The sequence below is a fragment of the Shewanella sp. SP1S1-7 genome (assembly GCF_031932105.1).
Taxonomy (GTDB): domain Bacteria; phylum Pseudomonadota; class Gammaproteobacteria; order Enterobacterales; family Shewanellaceae; genus Shewanella; species Shewanella baltica.
In genome coordinates, this window is record NZ_JAUOEU010000001.1 from 61,658 (window position 1) to 78,152 (window position 16,495).

General features: G+C 45.5%; 14 protein-coding genes and 8 tRNA genes. 7 read left to right on the forward strand and 15 right to left on the reverse strand.

The genetic code is table 11. The features are described 5' to 3' along the window. Position 1 precedes the first annotated feature (1 nt). From rsxA to Q4Q49_RS00245, 7 genes are all read right to left on the reverse strand, one after another. Entirely contained in the window at positions 2-580 is a 579-nt protein-coding gene (gene rsxA / locus Q4Q49_RS00215; protein ID WP_006081543.1) for an electron transport complex subunit RsxA, read from the reverse strand. Positions 581-705: 125 nt separating this feature from the next. Next, the gene (locus Q4Q49_RS00220) at positions 706-2,610 is read right to left on the reverse strand and encodes a GGDEF domain-containing protein (protein WP_311899066.1); all 1,905 of its coding nucleotides are present in this window, start codon (positions 2,608-2,610) and stop codon (positions 706-708) included. 204 nt (positions 2,611-2,814) lie between these two features. Beyond that, a tRNA-Asn gene (locus tag Q4Q49_RS00225) sits at positions 2,815-2,890 on the reverse strand. Between the two features lie 50 nt (positions 2,891-2,940). Beyond that, positions 2,941-3,016: transfer RNA gene (locus tag Q4Q49_RS00230), tRNA-Asn, on the reverse strand. Positions 3,017-3,059: 43 nt separating this feature from the next. Then, positions 3,060-3,135, reverse strand: a tRNA-Asn gene (locus Q4Q49_RS00235). A 32-nt stretch (positions 3,136-3,167) separates the two neighbouring features. Further along, positions 3,168-3,243: transfer RNA gene (locus Q4Q49_RS00240), tRNA-Asn, on the reverse strand. Between the two features lie 54 nt (positions 3,244-3,297). Continuing rightward, a tRNA-Asn gene (locus Q4Q49_RS00245) sits at positions 3,298-3,373 on the reverse strand. Positions 3,374-4,816: 1,443 nt separating this feature from the next. Here Q4Q49_RS00245 and uvrB point away from each other — a divergent pair. After that, positions 4,817-6,823: an excinuclease ABC subunit UvrB gene (gene uvrB, locus Q4Q49_RS00250; protein ID WP_311998343.1), complete on the forward strand. Its 2,007-nt coding sequence runs from the start codon at positions 4,817-4,819 to the stop codon at positions 6,821-6,823. Positions 6,824-6,900: 77 nt separating this feature from the next. Here the strand turns inward: uvrB and rrtA are convergent, their stop codons facing one another. Both rrtA and queC read right to left on the reverse strand, forming a co-directional pair. Further along, entirely contained in the window at positions 6,901-7,497 is a 597-nt protein-coding gene (rrtA, locus tag Q4Q49_RS00255; RefSeq protein WP_311998344.1) for a rhombosortase, read from the reverse strand. Then, positions 7,494-8,216, reverse strand: coding sequence for a 7-cyano-7-deazaguanine synthase QueC (gene queC / locus Q4Q49_RS00260; RefSeq protein WP_311998345.1), 723 nt, complete (start codon positions 8,214-8,216; stop codon positions 7,494-7,496). The genes rrtA and queC overlap by 4 nt, the downstream gene beginning before the upstream one ends. Before the next feature lie 169 nt (positions 8,217-8,385). On the opposite strand from queC, the gene queE reads away from it, so the two are divergent. Next, on the forward strand, positions 8,386-9,054 hold the full coding sequence (queE, locus tag Q4Q49_RS00265) for a 7-carboxy-7-deazaguanine synthase QueE (RefSeq protein WP_311998346.1): 669 nt from the start codon (positions 8,386-8,388) through the stop codon (positions 9,052-9,054). A 124-nt stretch (positions 9,055-9,178) separates the two neighbouring features. Here the strand turns inward: queE and Q4Q49_RS00270 are convergent, their stop codons facing one another. Then, complete coding sequence (locus Q4Q49_RS00270; RefSeq protein ID WP_311998347.1) at positions 9,179-10,324, reverse strand: PLP-dependent cysteine synthase family protein; 1,146 nt, start codon at positions 10,322-10,324, stop codon at positions 9,179-9,181. Positions 10,325-10,403: 79 nt separating this feature from the next. Between Q4Q49_RS00270 and Q4Q49_RS00275 the strand changes: the two genes are divergently transcribed. After that, positions 10,404-10,565, forward strand: coding sequence for a hypothetical protein (locus Q4Q49_RS00275; RefSeq protein WP_159049125.1), 162 nt, complete (start codon positions 10,404-10,406; stop codon positions 10,563-10,565). Between the two features lie 9 nt (positions 10,566-10,574). Here Q4Q49_RS00275 and Q4Q49_RS00280 read toward each other — a convergent pair. The 3 genes from Q4Q49_RS00280 to Q4Q49_RS00290 form a co-directional block, all read right to left on the reverse strand. Further along, a tRNA-Tyr gene (locus Q4Q49_RS00280) sits at positions 10,575-10,659 on the reverse strand. An 84-nt stretch (positions 10,660-10,743) separates the two neighbouring features. Continuing rightward, positions 10,744-10,828: transfer RNA gene (locus Q4Q49_RS00285), tRNA-Tyr, on the reverse strand. 71 nt (positions 10,829-10,899) lie between these two features. Beyond that, positions 10,900-10,984: transfer RNA gene (locus Q4Q49_RS00290), tRNA-Tyr, on the reverse strand. A gap of 125 nt (positions 10,985-11,109) precedes the next feature. Between Q4Q49_RS00290 and Q4Q49_RS00295 the strand changes: the two genes are divergently transcribed. The 3 genes from Q4Q49_RS00295 (at position 11,110) to Q4Q49_RS00305 (ending at position 14,529) form a co-directional block, all read left to right on the forward strand. Next, entirely contained in the window at positions 11,110-11,598 is a 489-nt protein-coding gene (locus tag Q4Q49_RS00295) for a VC2046/SO_2500 family protein (RefSeq protein WP_311998348.1), read from the forward strand. Positions 11,599-11,806: 208 nt separating this feature from the next. Beyond that, on the forward strand, positions 11,807-12,094 hold the full coding sequence (locus Q4Q49_RS00300; protein WP_311998349.1) for a DUF406 family protein: 288 nt from the start codon (positions 11,807-11,809) through the stop codon (positions 12,092-12,094). 251 nt (positions 12,095-12,345) lie between these two features. After that, positions 12,346-14,529 (forward strand): bifunctional diguanylate cyclase/phosphodiesterase, encoded by a 2,184-nt coding sequence (locus tag Q4Q49_RS00305; RefSeq protein ID WP_220776443.1) that lies wholly within the window; start codon positions 12,346-12,348, stop codon positions 14,527-14,529. A gap of 18 nt (positions 14,530-14,547) precedes the next feature. Here Q4Q49_RS00305 and Q4Q49_RS00310 read toward each other — a convergent pair whose 3' ends face one another. Further along, on the reverse strand, positions 14,548-15,072 hold the full coding sequence (locus Q4Q49_RS00310; RefSeq protein WP_311998350.1) for a YchJ family protein: 525 nt from the start codon (positions 15,070-15,072) through the stop codon (positions 14,548-14,550). A gap of 108 nt (positions 15,073-15,180) precedes the next feature. Continuing rightward, on the reverse strand, positions 15,181-15,756 hold the full coding sequence (locus tag Q4Q49_RS00315) for a DUF4440 domain-containing protein (protein ID WP_106650430.1): 576 nt from the start codon (positions 15,754-15,756) through the stop codon (positions 15,181-15,183). Between the two features lie 118 nt (positions 15,757-15,874). Here Q4Q49_RS00315 and smrA point away from each other — a divergent pair, with 118 nt between their 5' ends. Beyond that, positions 15,875-16,465: a DNA endonuclease SmrA gene (gene smrA, locus Q4Q49_RS00320; protein ID WP_311998351.1), complete on the forward strand. Its 591-nt coding sequence runs from the start codon at positions 15,875-15,877 to the stop codon at positions 16,463-16,465. Positions 16,466-16,495 lie beyond the last annotated feature (30 nt).

Consider the following 16,495-nt stretch of genomic DNA (forward strand, 5'->3'; position numbering starts at 1 on the left):
CTTACTTAACCAATCCTGTGAATCCCATAAAGGCGAGGGACATAAGACCTGCGGTGATCATCGCAATCGCGCCGCCTTTGAAAGGTAGGGGGACATCGGCGGCCGCTAAACGCTCGCGCATCGCCGAGAAGAGAATTAACACTAATGAGAAGCCTAACGCAGCACCAAAGCCATAGATAGCCGATTGGATAAAATCGTGCTTCTCGTTCACGTTTAATAAGGCAACGCCCAATACCGCGCAGTTGGTGGTGATCAGCGGCAGGTAAATCCCTAAGGCACGGTGCAGAGCGGCACTGGTCTTTTGCACGACCATTTCAGTAAATTGCACCACAACGGCAATCACTAAAATAAAGCTCATGGTTCGCAGATAACTCAGGTCAAAGGGTAATAACAGATACTGGTTGACGAGATAACTGAGAATAGAGGCTAACGTCAGCACAAAAGTGGTCGCCATAGACATGCCAATAGCGGACTCCAGTTTGCTGGAGACCCCCATAAAAGGGCACAGGCCTAAGAATTTCACTAAAACGAAATTGTTGACCAGCACTGTACTGATCAACAGGAGGAGATATTCAGTCATCCTAATACTTTTCTAAACGGATCTTGGCCGTATTATCGACTTTTCCGTATGCATAAACAACATATAGAATGCAGGGTTAACCATCTTTACTGTAAATTTTGGCGACGAATTAACCCGTTAAAGTATTAAATCTGATCTGTAATGGCCATAGCTTGTGGCTGTGCGATGTAATAGCCCTGTAATCCATCGATGAGGAGTTTTTCGAGGGTTAATTTTTCTTCTTGGCGTTCGACGCTGGTAGCGATGACCCGGATGCCAATCCGCCTTGCGACATCCACCATCATACGCACGAAGAACTTATTGTTGCTGTCTTCATCGATATTAGAAGTGTAACTACCATCGAGCTTGATGAAGTCGGGCCGCACTTCGCTGAAGAATTTGAAGGAGGTAAAGCTCATACCAAAACGCTCAATCGACACCCGCGAACCGACACTGTGCACTTCGCGGACAAACTTATAACTCGCCCCTAAGTTAGACTGCATGCCGGACTCGTTGATCTCAAATACTAAGCGCGAGGCGATGTATTTTTGCTTACCTAATATGTCCTTCAACCAAGCGACAAACATGTCTTGATGGGCCGAAAATGCGCTGATATTGATACCAAAGTTACCGGTAATGGTCGGGTTTTCCTTAAGTATTCTTAATGCACTGATCACCACCAGTTTATCTAACTCAGTGCTCATGCCGTGACGTTCAGCCATGGCAATCACTGTGGTGGTAGGTAAGAATTTGCCTTCGCTATTATAAAAACGGGCTAATAATTCGCGGTAAACTTCGACATCAGTACGACACGGCTGAATAGGTTGCTGGTAAAATTTCAATGCTTGGCGAGTGACTAAATCATTGATCGCCATCTTCCAGCGATCGTCTCCAAATTGTTCATCCCCATTGAGTTTTTCTTGGATATGATAGCTATTGGGCCCAAGGGTTTGCGCTATGCTGACCGCAGTATCGGCAATGGTCAGTAAATTAGCCGCTTCCACTCCTTGGTTGTAGGGGACTAAGCCTATATGGGCAACGGATTCCGCTTTTGTCATCTGCTGATATTCATCGAGGTAAATTTTTAGCTGGTCTAAAAATTTCGGTGCATCTTTGAGCATAACTTCGGGAATAAACACTGCAAAATCAGCACTCGCTACTCGAAAATATTCGGCATCAGGATAGCTGCTACAGGCTTTACGGATGCAATTGGCGACTCTTGCGAGATAATCATCTCCCGCAGTTCGCCCTTGTTTCTGGTTTATTTGCGCCAACTCGGTCGCTTTAACCATAGCCATCAAGCCCAATTGAGGAATATTTGGATTACTAATGGTTTCTAGTTTTTTTGTAAATCCTGGGCGGGTGCTAAAACCTGTCACTGTGTCTTGATAGGCGGCTTTATGTAGCTTTTCGTTTTCTTGATTGAGCTTATCGATTTGAGTTTTAAGTTGCAGGCGACATTCTTCAAGGGAAATACCAATAGGGGTGAGCTCGCCAGTCAGTTTCGATGCTGCGACGGCAGAAAAGCCTAACTCTGGTATTTTTGAAATATAATCAGCAGCATAACGTACTGCAGCCCTAAGCTTCGACATTAATAGGATAAACACTAACAGCAAAATAAGGTAAGTCGCTAGCAACATGGCACCGAGTTTTTCAGTGTTACTAATTGCAGTATCAATGGCTTGGTTTGCACTGAGCTTGACCTGTAAACGACCCGATGCCAATTTTTGTGTGTGGCTGAGCTCGATGGAAAATAAACTCGCTAAAGGGTGGGGATGTTGACTGTCTAAGCTTCCTTCGGTATGGCTCAGTTGGCCGTCGGTATCATCAATATATTGGAAGAACTGGAATGAGTAGTTTTCAGAAAGTTTTTTAAAGAGTTCTACACCGTTACCTTGCCATTCTTGGTAGCGGATTAAGCTGGATTTAAAACTATCGAGTTCTTGCTGCTGTTGGACTTGCAATTGACTGTTTTCACTTTGATACACCCAAGCAAAAAGACCTAAAAAAATAAGCAGTAAAAAAATTGGATATGATTTTGACATGGCCATAAAAATCCGCTCTAGATTTTGGTGAGTACGAACAGGATAAGTTTAAGTCAAGAATGCTTAAAAACCGCTATCTGTGTGAAGATACTCAGAAATTTGTTTAATAAGCTGGTAACAGTGTAACTGCATTTGCTTAAAAACAAAACGAAAAGAATAAGTTGCCAAGCAGGAGTGAAACTGAGGAATGGGTTGTTGAATTAGAAAATATGGCTCCCCTGACTGGACTTGAACCAGTGACATACGGATTAACAGTCCGCCGTTCTACCGACTGAACTACAGGGGAGTAGAGGGTGCGATATTGCTATCGACTTTTAAGAAATAACACTTTGAATATGGCTCCCCTGACTGGACTTGAACCAGTGACATACGGATTAACAGTCCGCCGTTCTACCGACTGAACTACAGGGGAATCGGGTGCGATATGACTATCGACTTTATTCTGTGTTTTAAATTGGCTCCCCTGACTGGACTTGAACCAGTGACATACGGATTAACAGTCCGCCGTTCTACCGACTGAACTACAGGGGAATCGTTTTAAACCAGCAGTGTCATAATGTAATTGGCTCCCCTGACTGGACTTGAACCAGTGACATACGGATTAACAGTCCGCCGTTCTACCGACTGAACTACAGGGGAATCGATTACATATTGTTACTGCTTGTTCTTACTTGCTTTTACTCTGCGTTAAATTGGCTCCCCTGACTGGACTTGAACCAGTGACATACGGATTAACAGTCCGCCGTTCTACCGACTGAACTACAGGGGAATCGTTTCACACAGTCGTAGCGACTCGTTGAGAACGGAGCGCATAGTAAAACGCTCTGTGGGATGAGTCAACTCGAGTTACTAAAAAAAGTGTAATTATGCTGTTAAGTGCTCATCTAATGTGCATCGTGGTGCAGAATTCGACATTTTTAGTGAAAAACCACTTAACAATTCGCAATATAGCTTTGAACGCCGCTACCGTTCGCAGGGTGAAATTGCTATAAAATTGAAATCACTCGTTAAAAAATAAGCACTTTTGGGAAATCAGTTGAGCTCAGAGTCAATAAATAGACTTAAACAATTTAAATATAAAGCGCTACCAAATATTGCTGCGGGTTTAATTCCTCTTTTCTACTGATTGATAAGCATTGGGTTAGTTTGGTAAGCCAACATAGTGGTGCAGTGTTAAGTTATCGCAGCATAAAGAGGGATATGGAGCTTTGGTAAACCTCAAGGCTTAAACCGTGAGGCACATTACTGTATGGTCGGCGATTAACGAACGCTTCTTTCTTCGGTATGGCATACGTCACCATGTCCGACTAAAGATTGGCTAGCAAGTATGCACCGTAAGCAAGTTAAAGGTTAAGCTGTCTATACGTCGTATGTCGTATATAGAAGACATTTACTGTAAAAGTGAACTATTAATGGCGTTGAAGCGTATCTTAGCTTCGAAAGTAGGATAATTAAGGAGTGCTAGAGTATTAATCACTGGTCTATGCTAGGTTTTAGCTTAGCGCCAACAAGTTATTCAACGAGATTTGATCGCCGTTCATTGCTTTTTAAACGTTAAAGTGTCCAATTCAACACGCAATATGTGACTGATTTTAATTTAGCTTTCATCAAATTAGCCGTATCTGTTACTCAAGTCGAATGGCTTACAACGCAGTGAAGAGTAAGGGTAGTTGCAATTAGTGAAATTGATACAAGTAGCAACATTTATCAAATGTAATTAAATTACCAAATGTTGACTGGCTGTTATTCAGTGGCATGACAGCCTCCAATCCCGCGTGGTTTCTAGGTTATTTCGACTTATCAACAAAATCTGTGGATAACCCTGTGAGTTGTCCTAATAAACGGCCGTCAAAGCCTTGGCGTATGGGCGGCGGACTTAAAATGCACTATTTTGGGGTTCAAAAATAAATATAAGTATTATCAAGTGCATACTAAAAGCAAGTAGTTTTTATTGAGGGGATAAATCAGGTTGCAATTTTGTAATCTAACGAAATTGATTTCTTGTGTATTAAATTGGCATTTTTGCTTAGTTTGCGGGTGTTTTGTAAGCAAAAATCGTTGAAAATGACTTGGTGTAAAAGTTTCATGTTGCTTCCACTAAATTGTCATCTGGCGGTGTTGCGGCGTAATGAATGGCGACAGTAAGGATAACTGTGGAGCTTAGTCGGTGACTTGATTAGAATGGGGCGACTCATTAAAAGGATATGTGCGCGTGTCAGAATCTGTTTTTCAGCTTGAATCGCAATTCGCCCCCGCAGGCGACCAACCTACAGCGATAGCCAAATTAGTCGATGGACTCGAAGCGGGTTTAGCTTGCCAAACCTTACTTGGGGTGACGGGCTCAGGTAAAACCTTTACGATTGCCAATGTGATCCAAAAGTTAGGTCGCCCGACAATTATCATGGCGCCGAATAAAACCTTGGCGGCGCAGCTTTATGGCGAGATGAAAGAGTTCTTTCCCCATAATGCGGTCGAGTATTTTGTCTCTTACTACGATTACTATCAGCCAGAAGCCTATGTGCCTGCATCTAATACTTTTATTGAGAAAGATGCGTCAGTAAATGCCCACATTGAGCAAATGCGCCTGTCGGCGACCAAGGCGCTGTTAGAGCGCAAAGATGTGGTGCTCATCGCCTCTGTGTCGGCCATTTATGGTTTGGGTGATCCTGATTCCTATTTAAAAATGTTGCTGCATCTGCGCCAAGGCGATGTGATGGGGCAGCGTGATATCTTAATCCGTCTCAGTGAGTTGCAATATACGCGTAATGATATTGAACTGCAGCGCGGCACCTATCGCGTGCGTGGAGAAGTGATTGATGTTTTCCCCGCCGATTCTGAGCGTAATGCCATTCGTGTTGAATTGTTCGACGATGAGATTGAGCGTTTAAGTGAGTTTGACCCGTTAACGGGCCATATTATTAAACGGATAGCACGTACGACGGTTTACCCTAAGACTCACTATGTGACGCCGCGGGAAAAAATTATCGCCGCCACTGAGTTCATTAAAGAAGAACTGCGTGAGCGTAAACAATATTTACTCGATAACAATAAGTTAATCGAAGCACAGCGTATTCATGAGCGAGTGCAATACGATGTGGAAATGATGGTGGAGTTAGGTTACTGCTCCGGTATCGAAAACTACTCGCGCTATTTGTCTGGCCGCGCTCCTGGAGAAGGGCCGCCAACCTTGCTCGACTATTTGCCCGCTGACGGCTTATTAATTATCGACGAATCCCATGTGACTGTGCCGCAAATCGGCGCTATGTACAAAGGTGATCGTTCCCGTAAAACCACGCTCGTGGAATACGGTTTCCGCTTACCGTCGGCATTAGATAACCGCCCGCTCAAGTTTGAAGAGTTTGAACAATTGATGCCGCAGACCATTTATGTGTCGGCGACGCCAAGTGCCTACGAGTTAGAAAAGAGCGAAGGCGAGATTGCAGAGCAGGTCGTACGACCGACAGGGTTACTTGATCCTGAATTAGAAGTGCGCCCAGTCGGTATTCAAGTGGATGATTTATTGTCCGAAATCGCCAAAAGGGTGGCGGTGAATGAGCGGGTATTAGTTACAACACTGACCAAGCGTATGTCGGAGGATTTAACCGAATACCTCGACGAGCATGGGGTGAAAGTGCGTTATTTGCATTCCGACATCGACACGGTGGAGCGAGTGGAGATCATCCGCGATCTGCGATTAGGAAAGTTTGATGTGTTGGTTGGGATCAACCTCTTGCGCGAAGGCTTAGACATGCCGGAAGTATCTTTGGTGTGTATTTTAGATGCCGATAAAGAGGGCTTCTTGCGTTCTGAACGCTCGCTTATTCAAACTATCGGCAGAGCCGCGCGAAACGTCAATGGTAAAGTGATCCTCTATGCTGACCGTATTACTAATTCGATGGCGAAGGCCATTGGTGAAACTGACCGCCGTCGTGAACGGCAACGCGCGCACAACTTAAAACACGGCATCACACCTAAGGGCGTGGTTAAACGGATCACCGATGTGATGGATGTCGATGACGGCCGTGACACTAAAGCTGTGTATGGCAAAGTGGCAGAGTCTAAGTCCGATTACCACAAAGTTGATGCAACTGAGTTGAGCCATCAAATCGATAAGCTTGAGAAGAAGATGCACGAACATGCGCGCAACTTAGAGTTTGAACAAGCGGCGGCGATGCGTGATGAAGTTAAACATCTGCGGGATCTGTTGTTCAAGGCCTAGATTGACCTCGGCACTCAAGATCAAAAAAAGCCGTCCAGCAATTATGCTGTGACGGCTTTTTAATCTGTGCTGGTGAATTAAGCGGCGACTTTTACGTTGCGAAAGTTCAACGTGATGAATACCGTTAAAGCACAAATCAGCCCACAGATTAAACCGACCAAATGCGCCTCGGTTGCCACGCGCGCGCCTATCATGGCGGTGACATCATTGCTGGCGCCATAAAGCTGTTCGTGGCCGACTTTGATGATAACGCCAAGTAACAGCAGATAGCCTGAGCGCAGCTTGCGGACAATATCCTGCACCACGCCGTAGGCGAATAGGCCATGCAACATACCGCTTAGGCCGACATAACCGAGCAATTGCGGATAGCCTAAATATAGGCCTATGCCTTCGAGTAAACATAATACGAGGAATAGTGCGCTTAAGCCTTTGAGATGGTAGTGGAAATGATGCAAAAACAGCACAACCCACAGACCCGCAAGATTCATCAACAGGTGCCACTGATTCGTGTGCAATAAATTACCGCTGATTAAGCGCCACCATTCACCATCAGCAATAGCACTGCGGCGATAGGCGAGCAGGTTGTCGACAGCAGGACTGGCTAAGCCTGCGACATACAAACCCGCACATATCAGACTCACCACCAGCGCGACCCAATAGGGACTGCGTGTCATGCATTTGGCTCGCTAGCGTCGAGTGAAGCCATGACAGCGGTTTTATCCTGCAGATAATCGTCCAGACCCCGTTTACGAAGATGACAAGCCGGGCAATCGCCACAACCATTGCCAATGATGCCGTTATAGCAAGTGAGGGTGTGGTGGCGAACCAGATTGAGTTGCTGATATTTATCCGCCAGCGCCCAGGTTTGAGCCTTATTGAGCCACATTAAGGGCGTGATGATCTTAAGTTGCTTATCCATGCCTTGAACTAAGGCTGATTCCATCGCTTTAACAAAATCGTTGCGACAATCTGGGTAACCAGAAAAATCGGTTTCACATACGCCTGTGATAATCGCTTCAGCGCCTAATTGATAGGCATAAATGCCCGCAAGCGTTAAAAACAGAATATTACGTCCAGGCACAAAAGTATTCGGCAGGCCATTTTCCATTAACTCATGTGAAACGGGAATCGCATCACGGGTCAGCGCTGATATCGCTAACTCATTGAGTAAGGTGACATCCATGACTTTATGGCTAGTGATCTTCAAGCGTTTGGCTAAGGATTTGGCGACTTCAATTTCTTCGCGGTGACGCTGACCGTAGTCAAAGGTGATCCCGTGTACTTCATCGTACTGGGTTAGGGCTTGGATAAGACAGGTTGTCGAATCTTGTCCGCCACTGAATACTACCACTGCTTTGGACGCTAAGGGTTTTGACACTAAGCTCGTTGACATAAAGATTTCACTTCACCGTAGAACACGCATAAATAGGCCGTTAGTGTAACTCAGGCCATAGGGCTTGCAAACTCTGGCGATCTAGATCAAATAGCTTTCTCGGCGCAAAAACTTGCAGCTCAAGCTAAAATCCACTATAAATGCCGCCCCAGAAAAGTGGAACGCCAGCATGAACTACCCAGTCAACGAAGTATTTGAAACCATTCAAGGTGAAGGTGTCTTTACCGGAGTGCCCGCCATATTTGTCCGCCTGCAAGGTTGTCCCGTGGGATGCGCTTGGTGCGATACGAAACAGACATGGGATGTGCTTGAAGTGAATAAAGTGACGCCAGAGCTAGTCATTACCGTAGACGGTACTATTGGTCGCTGGGCAGATCATACGGCGCAAAGTCTTATCGCAGCTTTTCATGCTAAAGGTTTCACTGCGCGCCATATCGTGATCACCGGCGGTGAGCCTTGTATATACGATTTACGCGAATTAACCGAAACCTTGCACAGTCAAGGCTTTGCCACCCAAATCGAAACCAGTGGCACCTTCGACATCAATTGTGCCGATGACACTTGGGTGACGGTATCGCCCAAGGTGAACATGAAAGGTGGTTATAAGGTATTAGCGCAGGCGCTGAACCGTGCCAATGAGATTAAGCATCCTATCGCCACTGAAAATCACATTGCTGAATTGGATGATTTACTGCAAGACATCGATATTTCGGCGAAAACAATTTGTCTGCAGCCGATTAGCCAAAAGCCCAGAGCGACTGAACTGGCGATGAAGGTGTGTATTGCCCGTAATTGGCGTTTATCGATCCAAACCCATAAGTATTTGAATATTGATTAATGCCCTTGGGTTACTCTACCAACGATAAAAAAACGCCTCACAACTGTGGGGCGTTTTTTATGACTGACGTTTAGCGGTGGACTTTAAAGCCATCGATTCAAGGCAAGGGATTTAATCGTGTCGATTAATCAAGCTCGCTTAGCTGACCAAAATGATTGAATGCCGCAAGTTGGCGCTGATAGGGCACAATATCGCCGACGTTAGCTGCAATCCAATCTGCATCGTAATAGGTATCGAGGTAACGTTCACCCGAATCGCAAATTAGGGTCACGATTGAGCCTTGTTCTCCGCGCGCTTGCATTTGTACGGCAAGTTGCAATGCACCGTAAAGGTTCGTGCCCGTCGATGCGCCGGTTTTACGGCCAATCAGTTGTTCTAACCAATGAATTGTCGCCACTGATGCTGCGTCGGGGATTTGCAGCATAGTATCCACAACGCCAGGAATAAACGATGGCTCAACTCTTGGTCGACCTATGCCTTCAATCTTACTGCCATTGCAACAGGTTAAGCTGGCATCGCCACTCTGATAGAAATCAAAAAACACCGAGTTTTGTGGATCAACTACGCAAAGCTGGGTTGCCAACCTTTGATAGCGAATGTAACGGCCTATGGTCGCCGATGTGCCGCCTGTGCCCGGACTCATCACTATCCAACGCGGGATAGTATGTGGCTCGCGCTCCATCTGATTGAAAATCGAATTGGCAATATTGTTATTACCGCGCCAGTCGGTCGCGCGCTCGGCGTAGGTGAATTGATCCATGTAATGGCCGCCAAGCTCTGCGGCGAGGCGTGCCGATTCGGCGTAAATCTCACTGGAATGGTCGACAAAATGACATTGGCCGCCATAGAAAGTGATCTGCTCAATCTTCTTTTTAGCCGTGCTTTTAGGCATTACGGCAATAAAAGGTAAACCGAGTAAGCGGGCAAAATAGGCTTCAGAAATCGCCGTGCTGCCCGATGAGGATTCAATAATCGGCGTGCCTTGCTTAATCCAGCCGTTACACAGGGCATAGAGGAAGAGTGAGCGGGCGAGGCGATGCTTTAAGCTGCCTGTCGGGTGGGTACTTTCATCTTTAAGATAAATATCTATGCCATCGAGCATAGGTAATTCAAGTTTAATCAAATGGGTATCGGCGCTGCGCTGAAAATCCGCTTCAATCTTGCCTATCGCATGGGCTTCCCACGTTGGGCAGAGTCTGCGAGCGCTGTGTGAGTCCACTGGCGGTTGAATTGTGTTAGATATCATCATAGTCACTTCGAAAGGGATCATTGTTAGAGCATATCACAGGGACGTGCAAAGCGGTTTTATTGGATCTGCTTGGAGTCACTAGCTTGAAGTCGCGCGAAGCGTGATTGATGTTAAAGACAAATATCGCGAACTAAAAAGATGGCTTCAAACAGAAGTGCAGTTTAATACAAAGAATGTAATCAGAACAAAAGGAATAGATGAAGTTATGGCAGATAAAACTTGGATAGACAAAACGGAAATTGAACAAGAGGGGTATAGATAATGAAAGAAATGGTGGAGGGAGAAGGATTCGAACCTTCGAAGGCTGAGCCGTCAGATTTACAGTCTGATCCCTTTGGCCACTCGGGAACCCCTCCACAAACTTTCTTTACTTTTAAAGCTGAACCAAACATTGGCCATGTTTGATACTTGAAAATGATTATCTGCGTTAGAGATAAAGATGGTGGAGGGAGAAGGATTCGAACCTTCGAAGGCTGAGCCGTCAGATTTACAGTCTGATCCCTTTGGCCACTCGGGAACCCCTCCACGAAAACCTTTAACGCTTTTGTAAAACTCTACATCATTTTCGAACAACACTCACAAACTTACAGTGCAAATGGTGGAGGGAGAAGGATTCGAACCTTCGAAGGCTGAGCCGTCAGATTTACAGTCTGATCCCTTTGGCCACTCGGGAACCCCTCCTCAATTGCGGCCGCCATAGTAGTCAGAAACCTTTTGCATGTAAATACCCAATTTAAAAATTTTCCTAAAGTTATGCATCAAATGGTCGATTAACTAACAACGAATTGTTTTGACGATGTTTTTTTATGCAAATTGATGTTCCTTTAGTCAACGAAGCCCAAATTGGCACCCGCTTAAACGCGGCGATAGAAAACGACAGACGGGGTGAATTCGCCCTGTTGCTGTCGTTACTGTCGGTTGACGCACGGGACATGGCGCAATTTCAATGGCAAAACGAGCTTGATATGGCGCAAAAATTACAGCGTCAGTTCGAATTACCACCGCAGCAAAGCTTAATGGCAGATTTATCTTCTGCCGAACCTGTTGTCGATAATAGCAGTATTTTTATGGCGCAAGGTCCGCGGGCATTTCAATTACAGCAGGCACTGCGACCGGAAGCCTTAGTGATCCGAGGCAGTGAGAGCGTAGCAATGGCCGAGGCCTTGAGTAACTGTGATCATGTCACCCAGCTTAGGCAGAGGGGCCAACTCAGCGCGCCTAAGGTTGAAATCATGCATTTTGCCGATCAATTGGCAATCCAACGTAATCTGGTGCCTCTGCTTGCTTCTGCCTAGTTACCCATTTCCAGCAAGTCCTCTTCAATACCAATAGCGTCAATCTGCGCCATTTCAGTAAATAAGCGTGAGCTAAAGCCAGTTATCTTGAGGCTTAATTACCTATAATTCTGATTAACCTATCGAGTTACCCACTTACCGCGCAAATAAATTAGCGGCATAGTTTAGTGATGTCGTTAATCAGTCGCTTTATAAATAAGGAATACAGATGAAAGGCATAAAAGAAGCACAGAATCCGGCAGTAAATGACACTTGCACCGATTGTGGCAGTTTTGTCGATATCGGCGCCGTCATTGATGAACACGATACCTTATTGACGTTAAATTTTGTTGGCGATAGCGCGCAAACAGATGCAGAAAGTATGGCGAGCCGTGCCCAAGCTCGATTTGCTGAAGTACAAACTGAGTTTGTGACCACGGCTGCGGGTATCGATTTACTGCTGACCTTTGGTGTGAGCGCCGAGAAAATGATTTTCCAATTGGAAAACGGTTTATAAGTTTTTGTGCAGCACTTTTAGCGGATAGATTTTAGCGGATAGAATTCGAACTTAATCGTTTTAACTGTCTAAAAATGCTGCAGTTGTTAACTGAATTGTAATAAATTGTGCCACATGTTGCTGCACTTACAATAGATAGTGTAATCTGCCTCCAAATAAGAATAATTCAATCAGCTTAATTGCACATTTCAAGCTACGTTTGCGCGTAGCAAAGACCTTTAGCCCAACACGAAGTTTTGTAGGGAATCAGCGTGAAGCGACGTCAGCATCAGCATTTATTGGAGTCTTTGGTTCAGTCAACTGCAAAACAGCAGGGCGATTTCACCAAGACAGCAGAGTTAGCCACAGAGTTGTTGTGCCAGAATTTAGCGGTTTCTTTGGTGTCAGTGTGGACGTTTTCAGCTGATCAACAAACGCAAACACTCGTTGCACAATTTGGTTCTATGATGTTGCAAGACATTCATAGGCCTAAACTATTACAAGCTTGTCCCCGTTATGTGCACGAGCTTAAAACCCTGCGCCATATCGATGCCGGCAATGCCCTGACCGATCCCCGTTTAAGTGAATTGGCAGAGTGCTACTTTATCCCGCGGCACATCAATTCAACTCTCGACATCGCCATTCGCATCAACGGTCGTCTCGAAGGTGTGCTCTGCATCGAGCGGGCGCAATTCACTCCCCATTGGCACGACAGCGAAATCCACCTATCGTGCCAGATGGCCGATCAATTAGCCCTGACCTTAGCGACAAAACACAGCTACGACAAAGAAGAAAGCTTGAGCTTGTTTCGCTGCGCGACTGAGCAATCCCGGCAGATCAGCATGCTCATTAATTTGCATACTGAAAAAGTCGAGTATGTGAATCAGGCGCACAGTGAAATCACTGGCATGCCCCGTGAGCAGATAATCGGCGCAAATATCCGTGAATTGGCTTTTTTTAAGCAGCATGCCCAATTAGCCGAGCAAACCCTAGCGCAGATATTTAGGGGCGAGATTGCCAAAGGCGAAGTGCAGTTTAGTCGTGCCGATGGCAGCCGCTATTGGCTGACATACGTCTTGAGTCAATTCATTACTGATCGCGGCAATCATTATGCCTTGGTCTCGTGTGAAGAAAATACCGATGAGCACAACTACAAGTCAGAGCTTGAACGCCTCGCATGGCGCTGTGGATTAACGGGGTTACATAACCGCACCCACTTTAATCGAGTGCTTGAACGTACCAATAAGGGACTATTGTTATTAGTCGATCTGGTTGGATTTAAGCGGTTTAACGATACCTATGGCCATGAGAATGGCGATAGCTTATTGATTGAAATCGCTCGCCGTTTGAAACATTTCTCCGAAATCAATAAAGCTACTGAAATTGCCCGTGTCGGCAGCGATGAATTTGCCGTGCTGCTGACCGATGATAACGCGGTATACGATCTCGATTATTTTAGTACGCGTCTGTATCAGCATCTGGCTATGCCTATCTTAATCGGTCGCGAACAAGTCGAGCCCAAGCCTGCCTTAGCTGTGGTGGATATTGCCTCGGTGGCGAGTTTGTTTGCGCCGTTAACCTGTGCCGATATTGCTGTTCAGTATGCTAAAAAGAAAAAGGGCACAGCAATCCAAGTGTTTAACAGCACTTTATTGAGCGCATTTAAAGAAGATGCACAGATAGAGCGCGATTTACACAGTGCCATTCGTGGCCGTCAGTTTGAGCTTTATTATCAGCCACTGAGGGATTTAGAGCAGAATACTTATATTGGCGCTGAAGCTTTAATCCGTTGGCATCACCCAAAAAGAGGCGTGTTATTTCCCGCATCTTTTATCGATATTGCCGAGCAATCGGGGATGATTAATTCCATCGGCAGCTGGGTGTTAGAGGCCGCATGTCGCCAGCTAAACCTATGGCAACACCATAATGCGGACATGACGATGCACGTGAATGTGTCGGCCCGTCAGTTTTTCAGTGGCAATTTATTCGAGCAGGTCTGGCAGCTATTAACTCGTTATCGATTGAAACCTAAAACGTTAATTTTAGAAATCACTGAAACTGAGTTGATGGGCGATATTCGCCATGCGACCTTGTTATGCCAAGAATTGGCTGAATTAGGCGTGGGGCTTGCGATTGACGATTTTGGTACGGGTTACAGCTCTATGCGGTATTTGAAGCAGTTCCCGATCAGTAAACTCAAAATTGATCGGTCTTTTATTTCAGATCTTACTGTGAGTCGTGAAAGCCGCGAAATTGTGTCAGCCATTATCGCCATGGCGAGTGCTTTGAATATCTCTTTGACGGCAGAGGGGGTTGAAACCCTTGAACAAGAAGCCTTTTTAGCGAAAAGTTTTTGCCATCAGGCGCAGGGCTATCTCTATAGCCCCGCATTGCGGGAGCCTGAGTTTGCACAATTTATTTTGTCGGCCAAAAGCCCTTCGGTCTTGACCCACTAGACTAGTGTACTTGTTAAATCAGAGGGATTTTAAGCAGCATTGTTTGAATTTTTTACCGCTATGGCAAACGCAAGGATCATTTCTACCGGGTAACTTCGCCGTCATTTGCTGGCCTTGGCTGTAATACCAGCGGCCCGTTTGATAGATGAATTCCGAACGTTCATAGATAGCATCTAGTTCACCTTCGAGTGTGTACCAAGCCTTAAATGTCACTGTGCCATGTCTTGGTTCATCTTCGGCTTGACTCGCTTGAGTGCTGTGGGCGGGTGTTTCACTGCTGCTGAGTACTTCTAGTCCTAACCAGTGTGGGTGAGGGCCAGTATTGAGACTCGCTAGGGTGAGACCGTTTAGATACTCGGGATGATGTGTTTTTAAAATATAATCAAAATTTTTCAACACAAATGCGCAGTAGCGTGAGCGCATGAGTTGCTCGGGCGTGCGCGCAACGACTTGCCCAGAATCCAGATGAATATGTAGTGGAGAGCAGCAATCTTGATAGCGTTTGCCACTGCCACAGGGGCAGTGTTGTTCAGTTGTAATCATGTTTTCTTTGCTACATAAATTAAATGACGATTTATTTCAATAGATTAGGCTTTTATTCTAACGCATTAGGCTGGAATCTGAATGCGTTAAATAGCGTCAGCACAAAACTTAGGGTAATTTTTTACCGACAGGCAAAGGCGGGAACTGGCGGCCATAATACAAATTAGGCACAGGTTTCGCATTTAGATAATAGCTAGGTTCTGCACGATTATTGGTGTCTAAACTTACTTTCCACTGAGTCGCTGAGACCTTTTCTGTACCAATGGCAAATTTGCCTGCAAATTCACTCACAGGTTCACCCGTTTCTTGTGCGGGATAAAATCGAACTAAATAATAGCCAGTATCTATGGCACCATTGCCGATAATTTTACGTTTAGTAATGCGGAAATCCACGTCGATAGTGGCTTTCTTAGCGCGGATTTTATCGAAAAATTTCTTGTAAATCGCAACGATATTATCTCGTCCATAGTAAATCTCTTTACTTTGACTCTCAGATAAGTAGCTCGCATCATCGGCATAAATTTCACGGGTCACTTCAGGGGATAATTGATTAAAAGCGCTAATAAATAAAGGATAATTAGCATTGATCAATTGATCATCTGTGGATTTTGTATGCGTTTTAGCTGGATTGGCTAAGCTTGGCAGCGACAATAGGCACATCAGGACTAGCGGCAAAAATTTCATTACTTTATTCTAATCTGGCAATCATGGCGTCACTATAATGGAGCCGCCCGCTGAACTAAAGCCTTGAATGATTACAAAGTGTGTTTCTGTACAAGAGTGTGAAGTAAAGGAGCTTGCTATGCTGGATGATGAATCAGCACTGTTTTTTGAGGAAATGGCTGGAGTTGTGCCACTGAAAGGCGAGGTGCCTGTGGTGATTTTTGCGCCCAAAGCGTTAACGGCGGAACAAATCCACAGACGTGATGCCTTACAAAGAGAAGCTTATTTAGCGTGTATGCCGCTGGATTTAAAAGCGTTTGTGCAGCAAGCGCCAGATGACATTGTAAGCTTTAAGCGTGAGGGGGTACAAGGCGGCGTTTTTAAACGACTCCGAATGGGGCAATACAGCATCAAGATGGAGCTTGATGTGCATGCTTATCGGTTAAACCAAGCTCGTGATGCCATCCTTAACTATTTACTGGCAGCGCAGGCGCATGGTGAACGCTGTGTCATGTTGATCCACGGTAAAGGCTATCAGAGCCAACCCTTTGCGGGATTGCTCAAATCCGCTGTGTGTTGTTGGTTATCACAGTTGGATATGGTGCTGGCCTATCATTCGGCGAAAACTGAGCAGGGCGGCACTGGGGCGCTGTATGTGATGTTAACTAAGTCCGAACAGTTAAAGCTTGAAAATCGTGAAGCCAATCGTAAAGGCATGGGCTGGCGTTAGACCAAAACAGGCCCAGTATTTGATAAAAAG

Bases quoted from the DNA above. Each gene is read 5' to 3' on its own strand.
- rsxA (WP_006081543.1), bottom strand. From the start codon at position 580: ATGACTGAATATCTCCTCCTGTTGATCAGTACAGTGCTGGTCAACAAT.
- Q4Q49_RS00220 (WP_311899066.1), bottom strand. From the start codon at position 2,610: ATGGCCATGTCAAAATCATATCCAATTTTTTTACTGCTTATTTTTTTA.
- rrtA (WP_311998344.1), bottom strand. From the start codon at position 7,497: ATGACACGCAGTCCCTATTGGGTCGCGCTGGTGGTGAGTCTGATATGT.
- queC (WP_311998345.1), bottom strand. From the start codon at position 8,216: ATGTCAACGAGCTTAGTGTCAAAACCCTTAGCGTCCAAAGCAGTGGTA.
- queE (WP_311998346.1), top strand. From the start codon at position 8,386: ATGAACTACCCAGTCAACGAAGTATTTGAAACCATTCAAGGTGAAGGT.
- Q4Q49_RS00270 (WP_311998347.1), bottom strand. From the start codon at position 10,324: ATGATCCCTTTCGAAGTGACTATGATGATATCTAACACAATTCAACCG.
- Q4Q49_RS00295 (WP_311998348.1), top strand. From the start codon at position 11,110: ATGCAAATTGATGTTCCTTTAGTCAACGAAGCCCAAATTGGCACCCGC.
- Q4Q49_RS00300 (WP_311998349.1), top strand. From the start codon at position 11,807: ATGAAAGGCATAAAAGAAGCACAGAATCCGGCAGTAAATGACACTTGC.
- Q4Q49_RS00310 (WP_311998350.1), bottom strand. From the start codon at position 15,072: ATGATTACAACTGAACAACACTGCCCCTGTGGCAGTGGCAAACGCTAT.
- Q4Q49_RS00315 (WP_106650430.1), bottom strand. From the start codon at position 15,756: ATGAAATTTTTGCCGCTAGTCCTGATGTGCCTATTGTCGCTGCCAAGC.
- smrA (WP_311998351.1), top strand. From the start codon at position 15,875: ATGCTGGATGATGAATCAGCACTGTTTTTTGAGGAAATGGCTGGAGTT.